The sequence below is a fragment of the Prevotella sp. tc2-28 genome, assembly GCF_900107705.1.
Lineage (GTDB): Bacteria > Bacteroidota > Bacteroidia > Bacteroidales > Bacteroidaceae > Prevotella.
This window is the reverse complement of record NZ_FNRE01000001.1, coordinates 308912-326382: the sequence shown is the minus strand read 5'-3', so window position 1 is coordinate 326382 and position 17471 is coordinate 308912. Positions and strand designations below refer to the sequence as shown.

Here is a 17471-nt window from a genome sequence, read left to right as displayed (position 1 = left end):
TATTATATGTTAACCAAGAACGACAGGCCAAGGGTGAAGAAATTCATCTTCTTGGTCTTTTTCACTTCTACGGGGCTCATATACTCAGCGTAATTAGAACCTAATTCCATCAGGCTATAGGCTGCTTCTGTCAGTCCTTTCTGGGCGAAATGGAAGGGGTCGTATCTCATGGTGAAGTCTTTCTTGGTGTAGTCGTAGTCGCAGAACAGGCGCCATGAGAAGTTTGACTTGTACTTGTAAGTCAGTGAGATGCCTGTACCAAATGAGGTAGAAGACTTGGCACCAACCGTCAAGTATTCCCATTCGTCAGTCCACGTCTCACCAGTGTTGGAGGGATAAGACAGAGAAACGGGCACGATATCAGCCTGACCTTTTTCATTTTTTACCGTATAATTATATTCGATATCTTTCTTGTTACCTGTTGCATATCCGTCAATGTCCAACTCCTGGGTAAATGAACGACCAATCAGGGCTTTAGTTCCAAGGGCAAAGCGCTTAGACAGAGGAATGTTGAAATAGAGTCCAACACTGCCTGTGAACTCTGTCAGGTGGTCGCTTTTTACAACGCCGTAAAGGTCTGTTACAGGAGCGCTCCTGTTGAAAGCTGCTTCCGAAGTAGTATCGTAGCCCATATTTTCAAGGAAGGTGTAGAGATCTTCATTGCCGTCACCAGGATGAGTACCCATATAAAGCTCCTGTATGCCTTCCCACAAATCGATGTGTTCTTCCTGAATTCGGTCAGAGAACATACCGAACGACTTGGCTGACATAGCGCGTACGCGCAAACGTCCACCAACACCGATGTATTTATTGAAGAAGTAGGCACCTTCTGCATCTACCACCGTTGAAGGACGGAACTTGATACTCTCAGAGTGGCCATCTTCACTAAACTCGAGGTCTTTGCTGCCCAAGCCAACACCCATGGAGATACTGAAGAATGAAGGATTCTCGTAGTCCATTTCCAAATCGTTGCGCAACAGGCCTTTTCCCTTGAACAAAAGGTCGCCAATAGCATATCCCAACTCGGTAGAAAGGATACCGAGACCGGCACCAGACATCACGTCACTAACCCAGTGACGGTTGTTCAGTACGCGCATGACGCCTGTGGCTGTAGCAGCACCATAACCGGCAACGGAAAACCAAGGTGAACGGGTGAGTCCGTACTCCTTGTGCAACAATGTGGCACCCACGAAAGCGGTAGCGGTATGTCCAGATGGCCATGAGTTAGCGGTAGATCCGTCGGGACGCATTTCTTTAGCCGTATATTTGATGCCATTGACAAAACCGGCCATGATACCATAAGATAACGCGGCACTTGCCAACAGTCGGGGCCAGTCGCTACGACCTTCGTAGCCACCTAGTTTCAGACCGACAACAGCAGCAGGTCCGAAGAACTGTAAGTAATCGTCAATGCCTGTCTTGAAGTCACTGAGCAGCTGGGTGTTAGCCTTACCTCCCTTCTCAGCTTTCTGGTTCACGCGGAACATGGCCTTTTCACTTTTGAGTGCCCATCCTGCAGCAAACAAGGGAATTCCCACAAAGGTCATGTCGTCCATGAACTTATAGGGTTTCACGCCGGGGTTGGTTCTCGACTTGAAGAAACTGATATCGGGCTTCCATGCGCCAGCATTCTTGGTGGTGCTCATGTCAGCAGAAGCGATGTTTAGGCTTAATTCACTGGAAGAAGGCGTTTTCACTTCTACTAATTCTGCTTTTAACTCAGGGGTTTCAAGTTTAAGAGGCTCTGTACCAAGGTGGTTGTTTGCAGAGGCTTGCATGGCAAACGCTGCAATGACTGCTGTGACGAATAGTTTGTGATTCATATTGAACGTTTTTTGTAATTTGTGTGCAAAGTTAGTGAATATTTCGTAATAAACAATTAAAATTCGCAAAAAAATGCTACCTTTGTACCCAAATTAGCGAGGAAAGCTATTATGAAACTGTATTCAGACAAGGCGTTAGCGAAGATATTAGACAAAGAGATATTTCATCAGATTTCCGATGTGGCCGACCAACAAGGCGTAGAATGCTATGTGGTGGGTGGCTATGTGCGTGATATTTTCTTAGAGCGTCCGAGTGATGACATCGATGTGGTTGTTGTAGGCAGCGGCATTGAGGTGGCTAAAGGCTTGAAGCAACTATTGGGCAAGCGAGCCCATTTGTCCGTGTTCCGTAATTTCGGAACGGCTCAGGTGAAATATCACGATATGGAAGTGGAATTTGTCGGTGCTCGTAAGGAGAGCTATAGTCATGATTCGCGTAAGCCTATTGTGGAGGATGGTACGCTGGAGGATGACCAGAATCGTCGTGATTTTACCATCAATGCGATGGCTATCTGTCTGAATAAGAGCCGTTTTGGGGAGCTGGTCGATCCCTTCAATGGTATTGCAGACCTTGAGGATGGTATCATTGCCACTCCTCTCGATCCCGAGGTGACCTTCTCTGACGACCCGCTACGTATGATGCGCTGTATACGGTTTGCCACTCAACTGAATTTTCAGATCGAAAGTGAAACCTTTGACGCTTTGCAGCGCATGGCAGAGCGTATTAAAATTGTCAGCGGTGAACGCATAGAGGTAGAGTTCAATAAAATTATGATGGCTGCTCACCCCAGTATAGGTTTGGAATATTTGCAGCGTAGCGGACTCTTGAATATTATCCTTCCGGAGCTGTCAGCACTTGATATTGTGGAAAAGCGCGACGGGAAGGCGCATAAGAATAATTTCTATCACACATTGGAAGTTCTTGAGAATGTTGTCAGGACGCAAAGTTGCCCAGCCTCTACTCTTTGGCTCCGTTGGGGTGCTTTGCTCCATGACATCGGAAAGACGCGTTCTAAACGATGGGAGCCTGGAGTTGGATGGACCTTCCATAATCATAACATTATAGGCGCAAAGATGGTGCCAGGTATTTTCCGACGCTTGAAATTACCCATGGGTGCAGAGATGAAATACGTACAAAAGCTCGTTGACTTGCACATGCGTCCTCAGGTGATTGCCGATAGTGAGGTGACAGATAGTGCAGTGCGCCGACTGTTGAACGATGCTGGTGACGATATCGACGACCTGATGACACTGTGTGAGGCTGATATCACTTCCAAAAATGAAGTTCGAAAGAAGATGTTCCTGGAGAATTTCCGTATGGTACGCGAGAAACTCGTGGACTTGCAGGAGAAGGATTACAAACGCCTGTTGCAACCTGTGATTGACGGCAACGAAATCATGGAGATGTTCCATTTGAAACCCTCACGTGAAGTTGGTGTTTTGAAACAATATCTGAAAGATGCAGTGCTTGACAATCGGGTGGTCAACGAACGTGAACCCCTTATGCAACTGTTGTTGGAGAAGGCTAAGCAGATGGGGCTTGTTTCTTAAGCTTGCGCATGGCCTTGTCACGGATTTGGCGTATTCTCTCACGTTTCAAACCCATTTCCTCGCCAATCTCTGCCATTGTCATACGTTCATATTCAATACCAAAGAAACGCTTGATAACAGCCTGTTCGCGTTCGTCGAGCATACTGATGGCCTCTAACATTCTATCCGAAAGAGCATTTTGTTCTACAGCATGGTCGGCTTTGGGCGAGTCTTTGTCTTCTAAAACATTCAGCAAGGTAAAATTGTTGTTTGAACCAACAGGTAGGCTTTCGTCTGTTGACATTACGGGAATGTCACCCGTCAATCGGGTGATTGCATCCTCTATGGCTTTGCGGATATATGGAGCGGCAAAGGTGACAAAAGGCTTCCCCCGACTGGGGTCGAATTTCTCGACAGCCTTCATGAGTCCGATGCTACCTTCTCCTATCAGGTCATCTGTACTAAGGATGTCGCTCTTGTATTGTCGTGCCAGTGTCACAACATATCCCATGTTGCTGGTAATCAGCGTGTCTTTTTCTTCCTTGTTCATGGAATTATCGTATTGTTTTGGCTGCAAAGTTAGGGCTTTTAAGCTAAAAATAGAGCATAGTCCTTAATAAAGTTTGTTAAATATAGTGTACCTATTATATAAATATAAATAGATTTTTGTACTTTTGCAGTTTGAAAACTTGCAAAAGAATTCGGGTTTTCGCATAGTTGTACAAAATAAGTATTAAGAAATAGTAAATTAGTAAGTATGAAAATGAAGAAGATGATGATGCTTGCAGCTATGGCTGCAACGTTGGTCTCATGCGGTGGTGGCGGTGGTCGCCCCAACTTTGGAGACAACGAGTATCCCGTTGCTACAGTAGGAACGTCAAGTGCTGACATGCAGACGACGTATCCGGCAACCATTAAAGGTGTTCAGGATGTAGAGATTCGTCCGAAAGTACAAGGTTTCCTTACTCAGATTAATGTAAAGGAAGGTCAACATGTTGTTTCAGGACAGACCTTATTTGTCTTAGACAATGAAACCTATCAGGCTCAGGTTCGTCAGGCCCAGGCTGCCGTGAATACTGCACAGCAGCAGGTGAATACAGCAAAGCTGACCTACGAGAATGCACAACAGTTGCATGCCAATAAGGTGATTGGTGATTACGAGATGCAGACTTCTCATAATAGTTTTGAGAGTGCCAAGGCACAGTTGGCCCAGGCTCAGGCAAGTCTGGCTTCTGCTAAGGAGATGTTGAGCTTCTGCTATGTGAAGAGTCCTGCTACAGGCGTTGTAGGAACACTACCTCTCAAGAGAGGTGCTTTGGTGAGTGCATCCAATGTGCTGACCACGGTGAGCAATATCTCGTCTATGGAAGTATATTTCTCGGTAACGGAAAAAGATGCGATGACCATTTCGCAGAATGGTGGATTGGAGAGCCTGCCCGCTGTAAAACTGAAGTTGGCAGATGGTACAGTCTATGCTCATGAAGGCAAGGTGACCAAGATGAGTGGTGTCATTGACCAGGCTACGGGTTCAGTCCAGTTGATTGCTGCTTTCCCAAACACTGAGAAGAAACTGAAGAGTGGTGGAGCAGGTGTTGTTATCATTCCACGTCAGAACAATAATGCCATTATCATCCCACAGAACTGTGTCAGTGAAGTGCAGAACAAGAAGTTTGTCTACCTCTTGGGTGAAGGCAACAAGGTGAAATATTCAGAGATTAAAGTTGATCCGCAAAACGACGGTAACAATTACGTGGTTACTGAAGGTCTGAAGACTGGCGACAAATATGTAACTAACGGTGTGACCAAGCTTAGCGATGGCATGGAGATAGTGCCCATCACTCCTGAACGATACAAACAAAAGATCCAGGAGCAGGCCAGCGAAATGTCTGCAGGTGATATTGTGAAAGCGGTGAAGAAGTAAAATGGTAAATTGTAAATCCCTATGACTTTTACGAATTTTATTAAACGCCCAGTGCTGTCGACGGTAATCTCTATCGTCATCGTGTTGCTGGGATTTATCGGACTGGTCTCGCTTCCAATCGAGCAGTATCCGAATATTGCACCGCCTAACATCATGGTGATAACCAGTTATCCCGGTGCTGATGCAGAGACGGTAAAGAATGCTGTTATCACTCCGTTGGAAGAGAGTATCAATGGTGTGGAAGGCATGGATTATATCACCTCTACGGCTTCGCCTGGTTCTGCGATGATTCAGGTTATGTTCCGCCAGGGTGCTAATCCTGATATGTGTGCGGTAAACGTGCAGAACCGTGTGTCACAGGCTGCAGCCTTGTTGCCTGCTGAGGTGAACCAGATTGGTGTGCGCGTTGTTAAGCGTCAGTCGTCACAGGTTATCATGTATTCGTTAACCTCTGATGGTCGTTATGATGATGAGTTCCTGACCAACTACAATGCCATCAACCTGATTCCTGCCATGAAGCGTATTGAGGGTGTGGGTGATGCTTCCAGCTTCAGTTCGAAGACCTATGCCATGCGTATATGGCTGAAGCCAGATGTGATGAAGCAGCATAATCTGATGCCCAGTGATATTTCTGGTGTGTTGGCAGAGCAGAATATTGAGGCTGCTCCTGGTAACTTCGGTCAGCAGTCAGACAATGTCGCCTATGAATATGCCATGCGCTATACAGGCCGATTCAGAAGTGCGGAGGAGTTTGGTAACATTATCATCAAGAGTGATGCCTTTGGTCAGACGCTGAAGTTGAAAGATGTTGCAAAGATAGAATTGGGCGGCGAGGGTTATTCAGTATCCATGCATAACAATGGTATGCCTTCTATCATGACGATGATTCAGCAGGTTGCCGGATCAAATGCGAATGAGATTGCCAAACAGGTGAAGGCAGAACTGGAAGAGCAGCAGAAACTGATGCCCCCAGGCATGGTTGTGAAGATTAACTATGATGTGACCGAGTTCCTGTATGCTGCTATTGAAGAGGTTGTGTTCACCCTCTTCATGACGCTGGCGCTTGTGTTCCTGGTGGTTTATATCTTCTTGCAGGACATGCGCTCAACGCTTATCCCGCTGATTGCCGTTCCCGTGTCATTGGTGGGTACCTTCTTCTTCCTGAATGTGATGGGATTCTCCATCAACCTATTGGTACTTTCCGCCCTGTTGCTGGCTATTGCCATTGTGGTGGACGATGCTATTGTGGTTGTTGAGGCTGTTCACGCCAAGTTGGACCAGGGTTATAAGAGTTCACTGACAGCATCTATTGATGCGATGAACGAGATATCGGGCGCAATCATCTCCATCACGCTCGTGATGGCTGCCGTATTCGTTCCGGTGTCCTTTATTGGTGGTACTAGCGGTACGTTCTATCGTGAGTTTGGTGTGACGATGGCCATCTCGATTATTATTTCGGCACTGAATGCATTGACCCTGTCACCTGCGCTTTGTGCTATCTTCCTGAAGCCCCATGACGCTGAGGGACATGAGAAGAAAATGTCACGCGTAGACCGTTTCCATCAGTCGTTCAATGTCGCATTTGATACGACGATTGGAAAATATAAGAATATTCTGGAAAAACTGGTGCGCAAGCCGTTTGCTATCATGGGAACCGTTGTGATAGGTATTGTTGTGCTGGTTATTACCTTCTCGACGACAAAGACCGGTCTGGTTCCAGATGAGGATACGGGAACTTTGTTCTGTACCATCTCTATGCCTCCTGCTACGTCAGAGGCTCGTACCAAACAGGTGGTTGCTCAGGTCGATTCCATTCTAGCAGAGTTACCTGCCATTCGAAATCGTGAGCAGATCCAGGGCTATAACTTTATTGCGGGAGCAGGATCAGACCAGGCTACGTTCATCATTAAACTAAAGGACTTCGATGAACGTCAGAAGGGCTTGTGGTGGAAGATTAGCGGCTTATGGCAAGGTGATGGCATTTACCGTTTCTTCCTGAATCCTTATGATGCTACGGGTGTTGTTGCCCAGATATTTATCAAAACAGCTCATATCAAGGATGCGCAGATTCTGGCTTTTGCACCGCCTATGATTCCTGGATTCTCGGCGAACTCTGGTATCTCCATGGTGATGCAAGACCGTACCGGTGGTGACTTGGGCAAGTTCTTTAATATCGTTCAGGACTATCTGAAGGAACTGAACAAGCGTCCGGAGTTCCAGACGGCTATGACTTCGTACAACCCCAACTATCCCCAGTATATGGTGAATGTTGATGTGGCAAAGTGTAAGCAGACAGGAATTTCGCCTGTCACTGTATTGTCTACTCTCCAGGGTTATTTCGGTGGTCTTTATGCCTCCAACTTCAATAGTTATGGTAAGCTGTATCGTGTGATGATTCAAGGTGCTCCTGAGACACGTATGACTCCTGAGGCGATGAATAATATCTATGTACGCACGCCTGCGGGAATGTCACCCGTTCTGGAATTCTGTCGCCTGGAGCGTGTCTATGGTCCTATGAACATTAGTCGTTTCAACCTGTTTACAAGTATCAACGTGACGGCATCCGTTGCTGATGGCTATTCTACCGGTGAGGCTCTAAAAGCCTGCGAGGAGGTGGCCAGTGAGGTATTGCCTGCAGGTTATTCTTACGACTTCTCAGGTCTGACACGTGAGGAAGCAAAGGCATCTAACTCTACTGCCATCATTTTCTTGCTGTGCTTCGTCTTCATCTATTTGATCCTGTCGGCACAGTATGAGTCGTATATCCTGCCCTTGTCAGTAGTACTCTCCATCCCGTTCGGATTGGCTGGCTGTTTCTTCTTTACCCAGTTGTTCGGTCATGCCAACGACATCTACATGCAGATCTCATTGATTATGTTGATTGGTCTGTTGGCAAAGAATGCTATTCTGATTGTGCAGTTTGCCTTGGAGCGTCGTCAGACGGGTATGGCTATCACGTGGTCTGCTGTATTGGGTGCTGCAGCTCGTCTGCGTCCTATCTTGATGACCTCTTTGGCTATGGTTATCGGACTGTTGCCTATGATGTTTGCCTCAGGTGTAGGAAAAAATGGTAACCAGACACTTGGTGCAGCTGCCGTGGGTGGTATGTTCATTGGTACCATTCTCCAGCTCTTTGTCGTTCCGACGCTGTTTGTCATTTTCCAGACACTCCAGGAGAAGATCAGTCCGTTGAAGTTCGATGACGAAGAGAATGAAGAAGTGGCTGCTGAGTTGGCTCAGTATGCCAATACCAAACCTGTTGATTTTGAATTGGAGAAGTAATATGAAGAAACTAATGACGATGATATCCGTAGTATTGCTGGTGTCAAGCTGCGGACTATATAACAAATACGAGCGCCCTGATGTGAACACAACAGGCCTCATTCGCGACGCCCTGTCTGACGTGGACACACTCGCCGTGCAGGATACAGCCTCTTTTGGCAACCTGCCTTGGCGTAGCGTCTTTACAGATCCTCAGTTGCAACAACTCATAGAACAGGGACTGGAAAAGAATGCTGACCTGCTGAATGCGGCCCTCAATGTTCAGATGTATGAAACCATGCTGCGAGCTGCCAAGCTGGCCTTCCTGCCTGCTGTAAATTTAGGTAATGCACAGCAACAGATGGGTTATATCACTACCGTCCATTCCGATCCGTCTTCTACGGTAAAGGCGTATACATTCCCTGCTACCGCCACTTGGACAGTTGACCTCTTTGGCAATGTCCTGTCGCAGAAGCGTTCTACCCAGATGAAGCTTCTTGGCATGAAGGACTACCAGATGGCTGTCCGTGCGAAGATTATCAGTGGTGTGGCCAACAGCTACTATACGCTGTTGATGCTTGACGAGCAACTCCGTATCTCGGAAGACATGGGCCAGATGGCTAAGGAGACTTGGGAGATGATGCAGTTGCAGTACAAATTAGGACGTGTCCGTTCTACCGGTGTACAAAGTGCTGAAGCTTCCTACCTGTCTACCATGACTAAGGTTAATGAGTTCCGCCGCCAGATACGTTCAACGGAAAATGCCCTCTGCCTGCTCATCGGCCAGGCAGGTCAGCAGATTCCACGTACCACGCTGGCCCAGCAGTCATTGCCTTCAGAGTTTGCTACAGGCGTGGGTGCTGCCTTGTTGAAGAACCGTCCTGATGTTCACAATGCAGAGATGTCGCTTGCAGCTTGTTTCCATGATGTGCAGACGGCTCGCTCGCAGTTCTATCCCAGTATCACGATAGGTGCTACTGCCAACTTCAGTAACCTGACCGGTTCGTCGAATCCTGGTAAGTGGACCACCACTTTCTTTGGCAGTCTGTTGCAACCCATCTTCAATCGTGGTGCGCTGACCGCCAAGCTGAAGGTTACCAAGATACAATACGAGCAAGCCTTCAACACTTGGCAGAATGCCATTCTCAAGGCAGGCAACGAGGTGTCCAATGCGTTGGTTAACTACAACCAGTATGATGCCAACTCCAAGTTGGAAGCTCAGCGTGTGAAGGTGCTCACCCAGAACGTGGAGGACACCAAGGCGCTGTATAAGAGCAGTAGCAGTACCTATCTGGAGGTGCTTACCGCCCAGACACAGTTGCTCACGGCTCAGCTTAACTTGGCAAGCAATGACTTTAACAAGATGCAGGCTGTCGTTAGTCTCTATACGGCGCTCGGTGGAGGCGGCAAATAAATCGTAATTTGTAAATAGTCAAATTGTAAATGAAGATTATGGCAAGTGAAATTTCTCCCAAAGCCGAAATATCGCCCAAGGCGAAAATAGGCAATAATTGTAAGATATTCCCCTTTGTATATATCGAGGATGATGTCGAGATTGGCGACGATTGTATCATCATGCCTTTCGTGTCTATTCTTGACGGAGCACGTATCGGTAATAACAACAAGATTCACCAGGGAGCCGTGATTGCTGCCCTGCCGCAGGATTTCAACTATCGTGGTGAGAAGTCGTATGTGACGATAGGCAACAACAATGTGATTCGCGAGAATGTGGTCATCAACCGCGGAACCTACAGAGACGGCAGTACCGTTATTGGCAATCATAACTATCTGTTGGAAGGCACCCATATCAGTCACGATACCGTGGTGGGCACTAACTGCGTGTTTGGTAACGGTGTCGAGATAGCCGGCGACTGCGTGATAGGCAATGGCGTCATCTTCTCTACCGGAGCCATCCAGAATGCCAACACGCGTGCTGGTGACATGTCGTTGATACAGGCCGGCTGTGCCTTCTCTCACGATGTGCCTCCCTATGTTATCGCCGGAGGCAATCCGATGGAGTATGGTGGTGTGAACACGAAGATCATGGATTTCGCAGGTGTTGACAAAAAGGTGCAGAAGCATATTGCCAATGCCTACCGTCTGTTGTTCCATGGTAAGACCAGTGTGTTCGATGTCATCAACCAAATCAAGGATCAGGTGCCTGATGGTCCTGAGATTCAGAACATCATCGCGTTCCTCCAAAATTCAAAACGAGGCATTATGTGTAAGTAATAACAAATGAATCCCGACAGAATGTCGGGATTCATTTGTTATTAGTACGACGCAGTGCAGGGTATTCCCGCAGCAATCACCCGGTCGCGGATGGCGTCGAGCTGCTCGTGGGTTGCTTTCTCCAGACCTTGGGCGGGCGTCTCGCGGTCGATGGTGTATACCATTACCTGTTGGGGATTGATGCTTTTCAGGGTGTCCAGCCAGGGACCTACAAACGCTTCGCTGGTATTGTCGACCGACACGCCGTTGCATTCGCCGCGCATGAACATGGTCTGGATGATGATGTGGCCATTGAAGGCTTTCATGCGTTCCACGATGGCCTTTACGTCATAAGTACCGTTAGGGCGGTCCACCTTATTAATATATAGGGGGTCTATGGTATCTAGTTTCAAGATGTTGTCGTCGACACGCATCAGTGCATCGTGCACCTGCTGGCGATGGATGAAGGTGGAGTTTGACAGTACACAAACCTTGGCTTTCGGACAATACTGGTCGCGCAGACGGATGGTGTCGTCGATGATTTCGGCAAAATGCGGGTGACACGTCGGCTCACCATTGCCGGCAAAGGTCAGCACATCCGGCAACTGTCCCGCTGCTTGCATCTCCAGAAGCTTTGCCTCCAGTTTGCGTGCCACTTCCTGGCGTGACGGCTGAGGCAGGGTGGGTCGGTGGTCTTTGTTGAAGCCGCACTCGCAGTAGATGCAGTCGAACGAGCAAACCTTGCCGTCGGCAGGCAAAAGGTTGATGCCCAGCGAAATGCCCAGACGCCGACTGTGTACCGGGCCGAAAATCGGTGAAGGATAAATAATCGTACTCATAATGCATGCAAAGTTACAATTTTTTTTGTGTAGAACAAAAAAAAGTCGTATCTTTGCACGAAATTGGCTGTATTACGTCTAAAAAAGTACAATGAGTAAAAGGAAAAAGAGAACCCGCAACCGTCGTGGTGTACAGGTTATTACGTTGTGCATAAGCACAACAATGGTGCTTGTGCTGTTGGGTATGGTAGTTTTCTTCGTGTTGTCTGCACGTAACCTGTCGGCTCACATGAAGGAGAATCTGACTGTGACCGTGATGTTGAAAGACTCCGTAACGGTGAACGATGCACGTCTGTTATGCCGCGACCTGTATCATCGTCCGTATTCCCACAATATTGATTATATCAGTAAGGAGCAGGCCCAGCGTGAGCAGATTAAGGAATTGGGCAGCGACCCCACCGATTTCTTGGGTTTCAACCCGTTCCCGGCAACGTTGGAGATACAGTTGGCATCCGACTATGCCAACAGCGACTCGCTGAAGTGGATAGCGCGAGAAATCAAGAAAGATGCGCGCGTCAGTGATTTGTCATACATGGAAGACCTGATGGACAAGGTGAATGCCAACCTGAGTCGTATCAGCATTGTCCTGCTGGTGCTGGCAGTGCTGCTGACTTTCGTGTCGTTCTCGCTGATAAGCAATACCGTTCGCCTGAGCATCTATGCCCGTCGTTTCCTGATTCACACCATGAAACTGGTGGGCGCCTCGTGGAGCTTCATCCGTCGGCCTTTCCTGCAACAAGCGATAGGAATCGGCGTGGTGGCAGCCCTTCTGGCCAACATGGTACTGGGCGGTGGCGTCTATGGTCTTTATCTGACACAACCCGGTTTGCTTGATATTGTAACTTGGGACGTGCTGGTCATCACGGTAGCTTCCGTATTTGTGTTTGGTATCCTGATAACTGCATTTTGTGCATGGTTGGCCGTCAACAAGTTCTTGCGAATGACGGCAAGCGAACTGTATAAGATATAAGAGAGAAAAACGATGGAAAAAAGAGATTTCGCATTTAGTAAAGCCAATTATGTGCTGTTGGCTATTGGCATGGTAGTCGTCATTATCGGCTTCCTGTTGATGAGCGGTTCCGGTTCTACGGAGACCGCCTACGACCCCGATATATTCAGTGCCCGTCGCATCAAGGTAGCCCCGCTGGTCTGCCTGGCCGGTTTTGTGTCAATGATTTATGCAGTAGTTTATCGTCCGAAGAATAAGGAGAACAAATAATGACGTGGTTAGAAACAGTTATTATTGCTATTGTTGAGGGCTTGACAGAGTTCTTGCCAGTCTCATCAACAGGTCATATGATTATTACGCAGAACCTGCTTGGAATACAGCAGGGTGACCCATTTGTTCATGCCTTTACTTTTATTATTCAGTTTGGTGCCATCCTGTCGGTAGTATGCCTCTATTGGAAACGCTTCTTTGTGTTCGACAACACACCGGCACCTGCCGACAGCTCGCTGTTGCAGCGGTTGAAGCACCGTTTCTATTTTTACTGGCTGCTTATCGTGGGCGTCTTGCCAGCCATCATCATAGGTCTTTTAGCCAAGAAGTCCGGACTTCTTGACTGGCTGCTCGATTCAGTGCTCGTGGTGGCTATTATGCTCGTGGTCGGCGGCATCTTCATGCTGTACTGTGACAAGTTGTTTAATAAAGGCAGCGAAAGCAACAAGGTGAATGAAAGCCGCGCCTTTAAGATTGGTCTCTATCAGTGTATCTCCGTTATTCCCGGGGTGTCGCGCTCAATGGCAACAATCGTGGGCGGCATGACACAGGGGTTGACGCGCCAGAAGGCTGCCGAATTCTCGTTCTTCCTGGCCGTACCAACAATGGCGGGAGCAACGCTGCTTGACTTGCTCGACTTGCTGAAGGAAGACGCTTCGTGGGCTACCGCTCACAACATCACGATGCTGTTGTTGGGATGTGCCGTAGCATTCGTGGTTGCACTGCTGGCCATGAAGTGGTTCGTCGCTTTCCTGACCAAGTATGGTTTCAAGGCCTTCGGATATTACCGTATTATTGTGGGTGGCATCATCCTTGTGTTGCTGCTTACAGGGCATTCTTTAGCAATGGTAGACTAAATGAACTTCACTGAAGGCGAATACATATACATCAACAAGCCCTACCGGATGACGTCGTTTGGCGCATTGGCTTTTGTCCGCACACGAGTCTCTCGTCGTATTGGCGTAAGACGTGTGAAGATAGGACATGCCGGTACGCTTGACCCATTGGCTACCGGAGTGTTGATACTCTGTACGGGGAAAAAGACCAAGGAGATAGAGCGCCTGCAACTGGATACCAAGGAATATACGGCGACCCTGCAGTTAGGGGCTACAACCCCTAGCTACGATATGGAACACCCCGTAGACCAGACGTATCCAACTGCTCATATTACCCGTGAACTGGTTGATCGTGTGCTGACGCATTTCGTGGGTGATATCCAACAGGTGCCCCCCGAATACTCTGCTTGCAAGATAGGCGGTGACCGTGCCTACGACTTGATGAGGCAAGGGAAAGGCGTTGAACTGACGGCCAAGACAGTGCATATCGACGATATCAGCGTCACAGCGTTCGATGCCGATACCATGCAGCTGAGTATTCGGGTGGTCTGCGGAAAGGGAACGTATATCCGGTCGCTGGCCCGTGACATCGGACGCGCACTGGATAGCGGTGCCTATCTGACAGCCCTCTGTCGAACACGCGTGGGCAATGTCAGCATAGAAGACTGCATTACCATTGATGATTTTCCTGATTGGTTGTCCCGTCAGGAGATAGAAAAAGCAAAACAATAAAGGAAATCGTAAATCATATATACATGAAGCTGTCACAATTCAAATTTAAGTTGCCCGAAGGCAAGGTGGCCCTGGAGCCGCCTCACCGTGTCTTTAAAAACGAAGACGGAACGGTAGAGAAAGTGTATCACCGTGATGAATGTCGTCTGATGGTCGTCCATCGAAAGAGTCAGACCATTGACATGTTCGAAAAGGACGAAGAAGGCAAGGATACCGACCGCTGCCTGACTTTCCGTAATGTGATAGACTATTTTGACGAGGGCGACACCATGGTTCTTAATGACACCAAGGTCTTTCCTGCCCGTCTTTATGGTACAAAGGAAAAAACAGATGCCAAGATTGAAGTGTTCCTGCTTCGTGAACTGAATCGCGAGCTCCGGCTATGGGACGTACTGGTAGAGCCAGCTCGTAAGATTCGTATCGGTAATAAGCTGTTCTTTGAAGAGGATGGCCCGATGGTGGCTGAGGTTATTGACAATACGACAAGCCGAGGCCGTACGCTGCGCTTCCTCTACGACTGTCCTCACGATGAGTTCAAGCGCGAACTCTTCGCCCTTGGTTCGGCCCCATTGCCCCGTTATATTATTGACAAGCGCGAGGCAACACCTGACGATATGGAGAATTTCCAGACCATCTATGCCAAGAACGAGGGTGCTGTGACGGCTCCTGCCTCTGGTCTTCATTTCAGTCGTGAACTGATGAAGCGCTTGGAGATACGTGGCGTCAACTTCGCCTACCTGACCGTACACTGTGGTTTGGGTTGCTTCGATCCGATTGAAGTGGAGGACTTGACGAAACACAAGATGAGCTCAGAGCAGATGGTGATCAATAGTGAGGCATGCAAGATTGTGAATGCAACGAAGGAATCGGGCCACAAGGTATGCGCCGTGGGCATCAGCACGATGCGTGCTACAGAGACGGCGGTAAGTACCGATGGTCTGCTGAAAGAGTATGATGGCTGGACGAACAAGTTTATCTTCCCACCCTACGAGTTCGGAATGGCAGATGCGCTGATTACCAATTTCTATCAGTCGGAGTCGACGATGGTGATGGCAACGGCTGCCTTTGGTGGCTATGACCTCGTCATGGAGGCTTATCAGAAAGCCCTTGACAACGATTTCAAGTTTGGTTGCTATGGCGATGCCCTGCTGATAGTAGATGACTAAGGATTAGAAGATGGAACATCGTGTCTTTCTTGGGCTGGGCTCTAACCTTGGAGACCGTGAACGCCACCTGAATGAGGCTATTCGCCTGATAGGTGAAAGGGTAGGGCAGGTGGCTCGCCAGTCGACATTTATAGAGACGGAACCTTGGGGATTCCAGTCAGAACACCAGTTCATGAATGCTGCCATCCTTTGTCTGACAGAGAAGACACCACGCGAGGTGCTACAAGTCACTCAGGAGATAGAGCGCGAACTCGGTCGCAAGACGAAGACTAACCCCTCACGACACGCATCATACACCGACCGCCCTATTGATATTGACATATTGCTTTACGACGACCTCACTGTTGACGAGCCAGACTTGAAGATACCCCATCCGTTAATGTACGAGCGTGACTTTGTCATGATACCTCTGAAACAAATTACTAATCTCTAATAATAACACAAGACAAACAAGTATGAAAAAACTAATCTGTATGTTACTGATGGCTGTTTCCTTGACGGCCAGTGCCGAGAATCCTTATAAGAAGTTCACGGCAAACCTGCCTTTCAAGATGGCTGAGATCAAGGCGCCTGTTATTCCTAACCGTCAAGTGAACCTGCGGGACTTTGGGGCTGTTGATGATGGTGTGACACTGAACACAGAGGCTTTTGCCAAGGCTATCGATGCCCTCAGCAAACAGGGCGGCGGTCGTTTGGTCGTGCCTCAGGGCGTGTGGTTCACGGGCCCCATCGTGTTGAAGTCGAACATCGACCTTCACTTGGAAGTGGGTGCGGTCATCCAGTTCTCAGGTGATGACACCCTCTATCCCATCATCAAAACTTCGTTCGAGGGGTTGGACACGCGTCGTTGCCAGTCGCCGCTGAGTGCCAATGGTGCAGAGAACATCGCCATTACCGGTCGTGGCGTCATTGATGGCAACGGTCAGTTCTGGCGCCCTGTGAAGAAGTCGAAGGTGACTGATGCCCAGTGGAAGGAAATCATGAATCGTCCTGGAGGCGTTGAGATGAAAAAGGGCTACTGGGTTCCTAACCAAGGTTACGTGCAGGGTGAGAAAGGTGCAAACATGAATGTGCCCAATGCCCAGACTGAGGAGGAGTGGAATGCCATCAAGCGCTTCTTGCGTCCTGTGATGATTTCACTGGTCAACTGTAAGAATGTCCTGCTGGAAGGTGTCATCTTCCAGAACTCACCAGCATGGAACATTCATCCGCTGATGTGCGAGAATATCATATTGGATAATGTCCTCGCGCGGAATCCTGCCTATGCGCAGAATGGTGATGCCCTCGACCTGGAGTCATGCCGTAATGCGCTGATTGTCAATTCGAAGTTCGATGCGGGCGATGATGGCATCTGCATCAAGAGCGGAAAGGATAAGGACGGTCGTCGTCGTGGTCGCCCCTGTGAGAATGTGGTAGTCAGCGGTTGTACCGTTTTTGCCGGACACGGAGGCTTTGTTGTAGGTTCGGAGATGAGTGGTGGTGTCAAGAATATCCTTGTGGAGAACTGTCAGTTCCTTGGCACTGATGTTGGTCTGCGCTTTAAGTCGACGCGTGGTCGTGGCGGTATCGTAGAGAATATCAATATCAATAATATCTCGATGACCGATATCAAGACGGATGCCATCACGTTTAATATGTACTATGGTGGCAAGTCGGTGGCAGAGATGCTGGCTGATGGCGATAATCCTGACAACATGACGAAGATGCCTGTCAACGAAGAGACCCCCATCTTCCGCAACATTAACATCAAGAACGTTGTCTGCAACGATGCCGGACGAGCAATGGAGTTCAATGGACTCCCTGAGATGCCTATTGACGGCATTACCCTGGAGAATGTGATGATTCAGGCAAAGAAGGACGCCGTGTTCTCCAACTGTAAGAACATCAAGAAGAACAACGTAGTGGTCAAGGTAGTGAAATAAAAAATAAAGCC

15 protein-coding genes are annotated in these 17471 nt (G+C 48.4%); 12 read left to right on the top strand and 3 right to left on the bottom strand.

What is annotated here, in order from left to right; all coding sequences use genetic code 11:
- Positions 1-2: 2 nt before the first annotated feature.
- Entirely contained in the window at positions 3-1823 is a 1821-nt protein-coding gene (locus tag BLU47_RS01270) for a phosphatase PAP2 family protein (RefSeq protein ID WP_255402040.1), read from the bottom strand.
- A 111-nt stretch (positions 1824-1934) separates the two neighbouring features.
- Between BLU47_RS01270 and BLU47_RS01265 the strand changes: the two genes are divergently transcribed.
- Positions 1935-3374 carry a CCA tRNA nucleotidyltransferase gene (locus BLU47_RS01265; protein ID WP_091957383.1) on the top strand — a complete coding sequence of 480 codons (1440 nt, stop codon included), beginning with the start codon at positions 1935-1937 and terminating at the stop codon, positions 3372-3374.
- Here the strand turns inward: BLU47_RS01265 and BLU47_RS01260 are convergent.
- Positions 3349-3903, bottom strand: coding sequence for a sigma-70 family RNA polymerase sigma factor (locus tag BLU47_RS01260; protein WP_091957381.1), 555 nt, complete (start codon positions 3901-3903; stop codon positions 3349-3351). The two genes, BLU47_RS01265 and BLU47_RS01260, sit on opposite strands and share 26 nt — an antisense overlap.
- Positions 3904-4110: 207 nt before the next feature.
- Between BLU47_RS01260 and BLU47_RS01255 the strand changes: the two genes are divergently transcribed.
- The 4 genes from BLU47_RS01255 to lpxA are packed head-to-tail and all read left to right on the top strand — an operon-like array spanning position 4111 to position 10767.
- Positions 4111-5274 carry an efflux RND transporter periplasmic adaptor subunit gene (locus tag BLU47_RS01255; RefSeq protein WP_091957380.1) on the top strand — a complete coding sequence of 388 codons (1164 nt, stop codon included), beginning with the start codon at positions 4111-4113 and terminating at the stop codon, positions 5272-5274.
- A gap of 21 nt (positions 5275-5295) precedes the next feature.
- Positions 5296-8556 (top strand): efflux RND transporter permease subunit, encoded by a 3261-nt coding sequence (locus BLU47_RS01250; protein WP_091957378.1) that lies wholly within the window; start codon positions 5296-5298, stop codon positions 8554-8556.
- Between the two features lies 1 nt (position 8557).
- A complete protein-coding gene (locus BLU47_RS01245) occupies positions 8558-9949 on the top strand; it encodes a TolC family protein (protein ID WP_091957376.1) in 1392 nt (463 codons plus the stop codon).
- Positions 9950-9987: 38 nt separating this feature from the next.
- Positions 9988-10767: an acyl-ACP--UDP-N-acetylglucosamine O-acyltransferase gene (gene lpxA, locus BLU47_RS01240; RefSeq protein WP_091957507.1), complete on the top strand. Its 780-nt coding sequence runs from the start codon at positions 9988-9990 to the stop codon at positions 10765-10767.
- A 41-nt stretch (positions 10768-10808) separates the two neighbouring features.
- Here lpxA and BLU47_RS01235 read toward each other — a convergent pair whose 3' ends face one another.
- On the bottom strand, positions 10809-11585 hold the full coding sequence (locus BLU47_RS01235; RefSeq protein WP_091957375.1) for a radical SAM protein: 777 nt from the start codon (positions 11583-11585) through the stop codon (positions 10809-10811).
- Between the two features lie 91 nt (positions 11586-11676).
- On the opposite strand from BLU47_RS01235, the gene BLU47_RS01230 reads away from it, so the two are divergent.
- From BLU47_RS01230 to BLU47_RS01200, 7 genes are read left to right on the top strand one after another with little or no spacing between them, the layout of a single operon-like run.
- Entirely contained in the window at positions 11677-12555 is an 879-nt protein-coding gene (locus BLU47_RS01230) for a cell division protein FtsX (RefSeq protein WP_091957373.1), read from the top strand.
- Positions 12556-12567: 12 nt separating this feature from the next.
- Entirely contained in the window at positions 12568-12804 is a 237-nt protein-coding gene (locus BLU47_RS01225; protein WP_091957372.1) for a DUF3098 domain-containing protein, read from the top strand.
- Positions 12804-13661, top strand: coding sequence for an undecaprenyl-diphosphate phosphatase (locus tag BLU47_RS01220; RefSeq protein ID WP_091957370.1), 858 nt, complete (start codon positions 12804-12806; stop codon positions 13659-13661). The genes BLU47_RS01225 and BLU47_RS01220 overlap by 1 nt, the downstream gene beginning before the upstream one ends.
- Positions 13662-14372: a tRNA pseudouridine(55) synthase TruB gene (truB, locus tag BLU47_RS01215; protein ID WP_091957368.1), complete on the top strand. Its 711-nt coding sequence runs from the start codon at positions 13662-13664 to the stop codon at positions 14370-14372.
- A 23-nt stretch (positions 14373-14395) separates the two neighbouring features.
- Entirely contained in the window at positions 14396-15538 is a 1143-nt protein-coding gene (gene queA / locus BLU47_RS01210) for a tRNA preQ1(34) S-adenosylmethionine ribosyltransferase-isomerase QueA (protein ID WP_091957367.1), read from the top strand.
- Positions 15539-15548: 10 nt separating this feature from the next.
- Complete coding sequence (gene folK, locus BLU47_RS01205) at positions 15549-15971, top strand: 2-amino-4-hydroxy-6-hydroxymethyldihydropteridine diphosphokinase (protein ID WP_091957365.1); 423 nt, start codon at positions 15549-15551, stop codon at positions 15969-15971.
- Between the two features lie 22 nt (positions 15972-15993).
- Complete coding sequence (locus tag BLU47_RS01200; protein WP_091957363.1) at positions 15994-17460, top strand: glycoside hydrolase family 28 protein; 1467 nt, start codon at positions 15994-15996, stop codon at positions 17458-17460.
- Positions 17461-17471 lie beyond the last annotated feature (11 nt).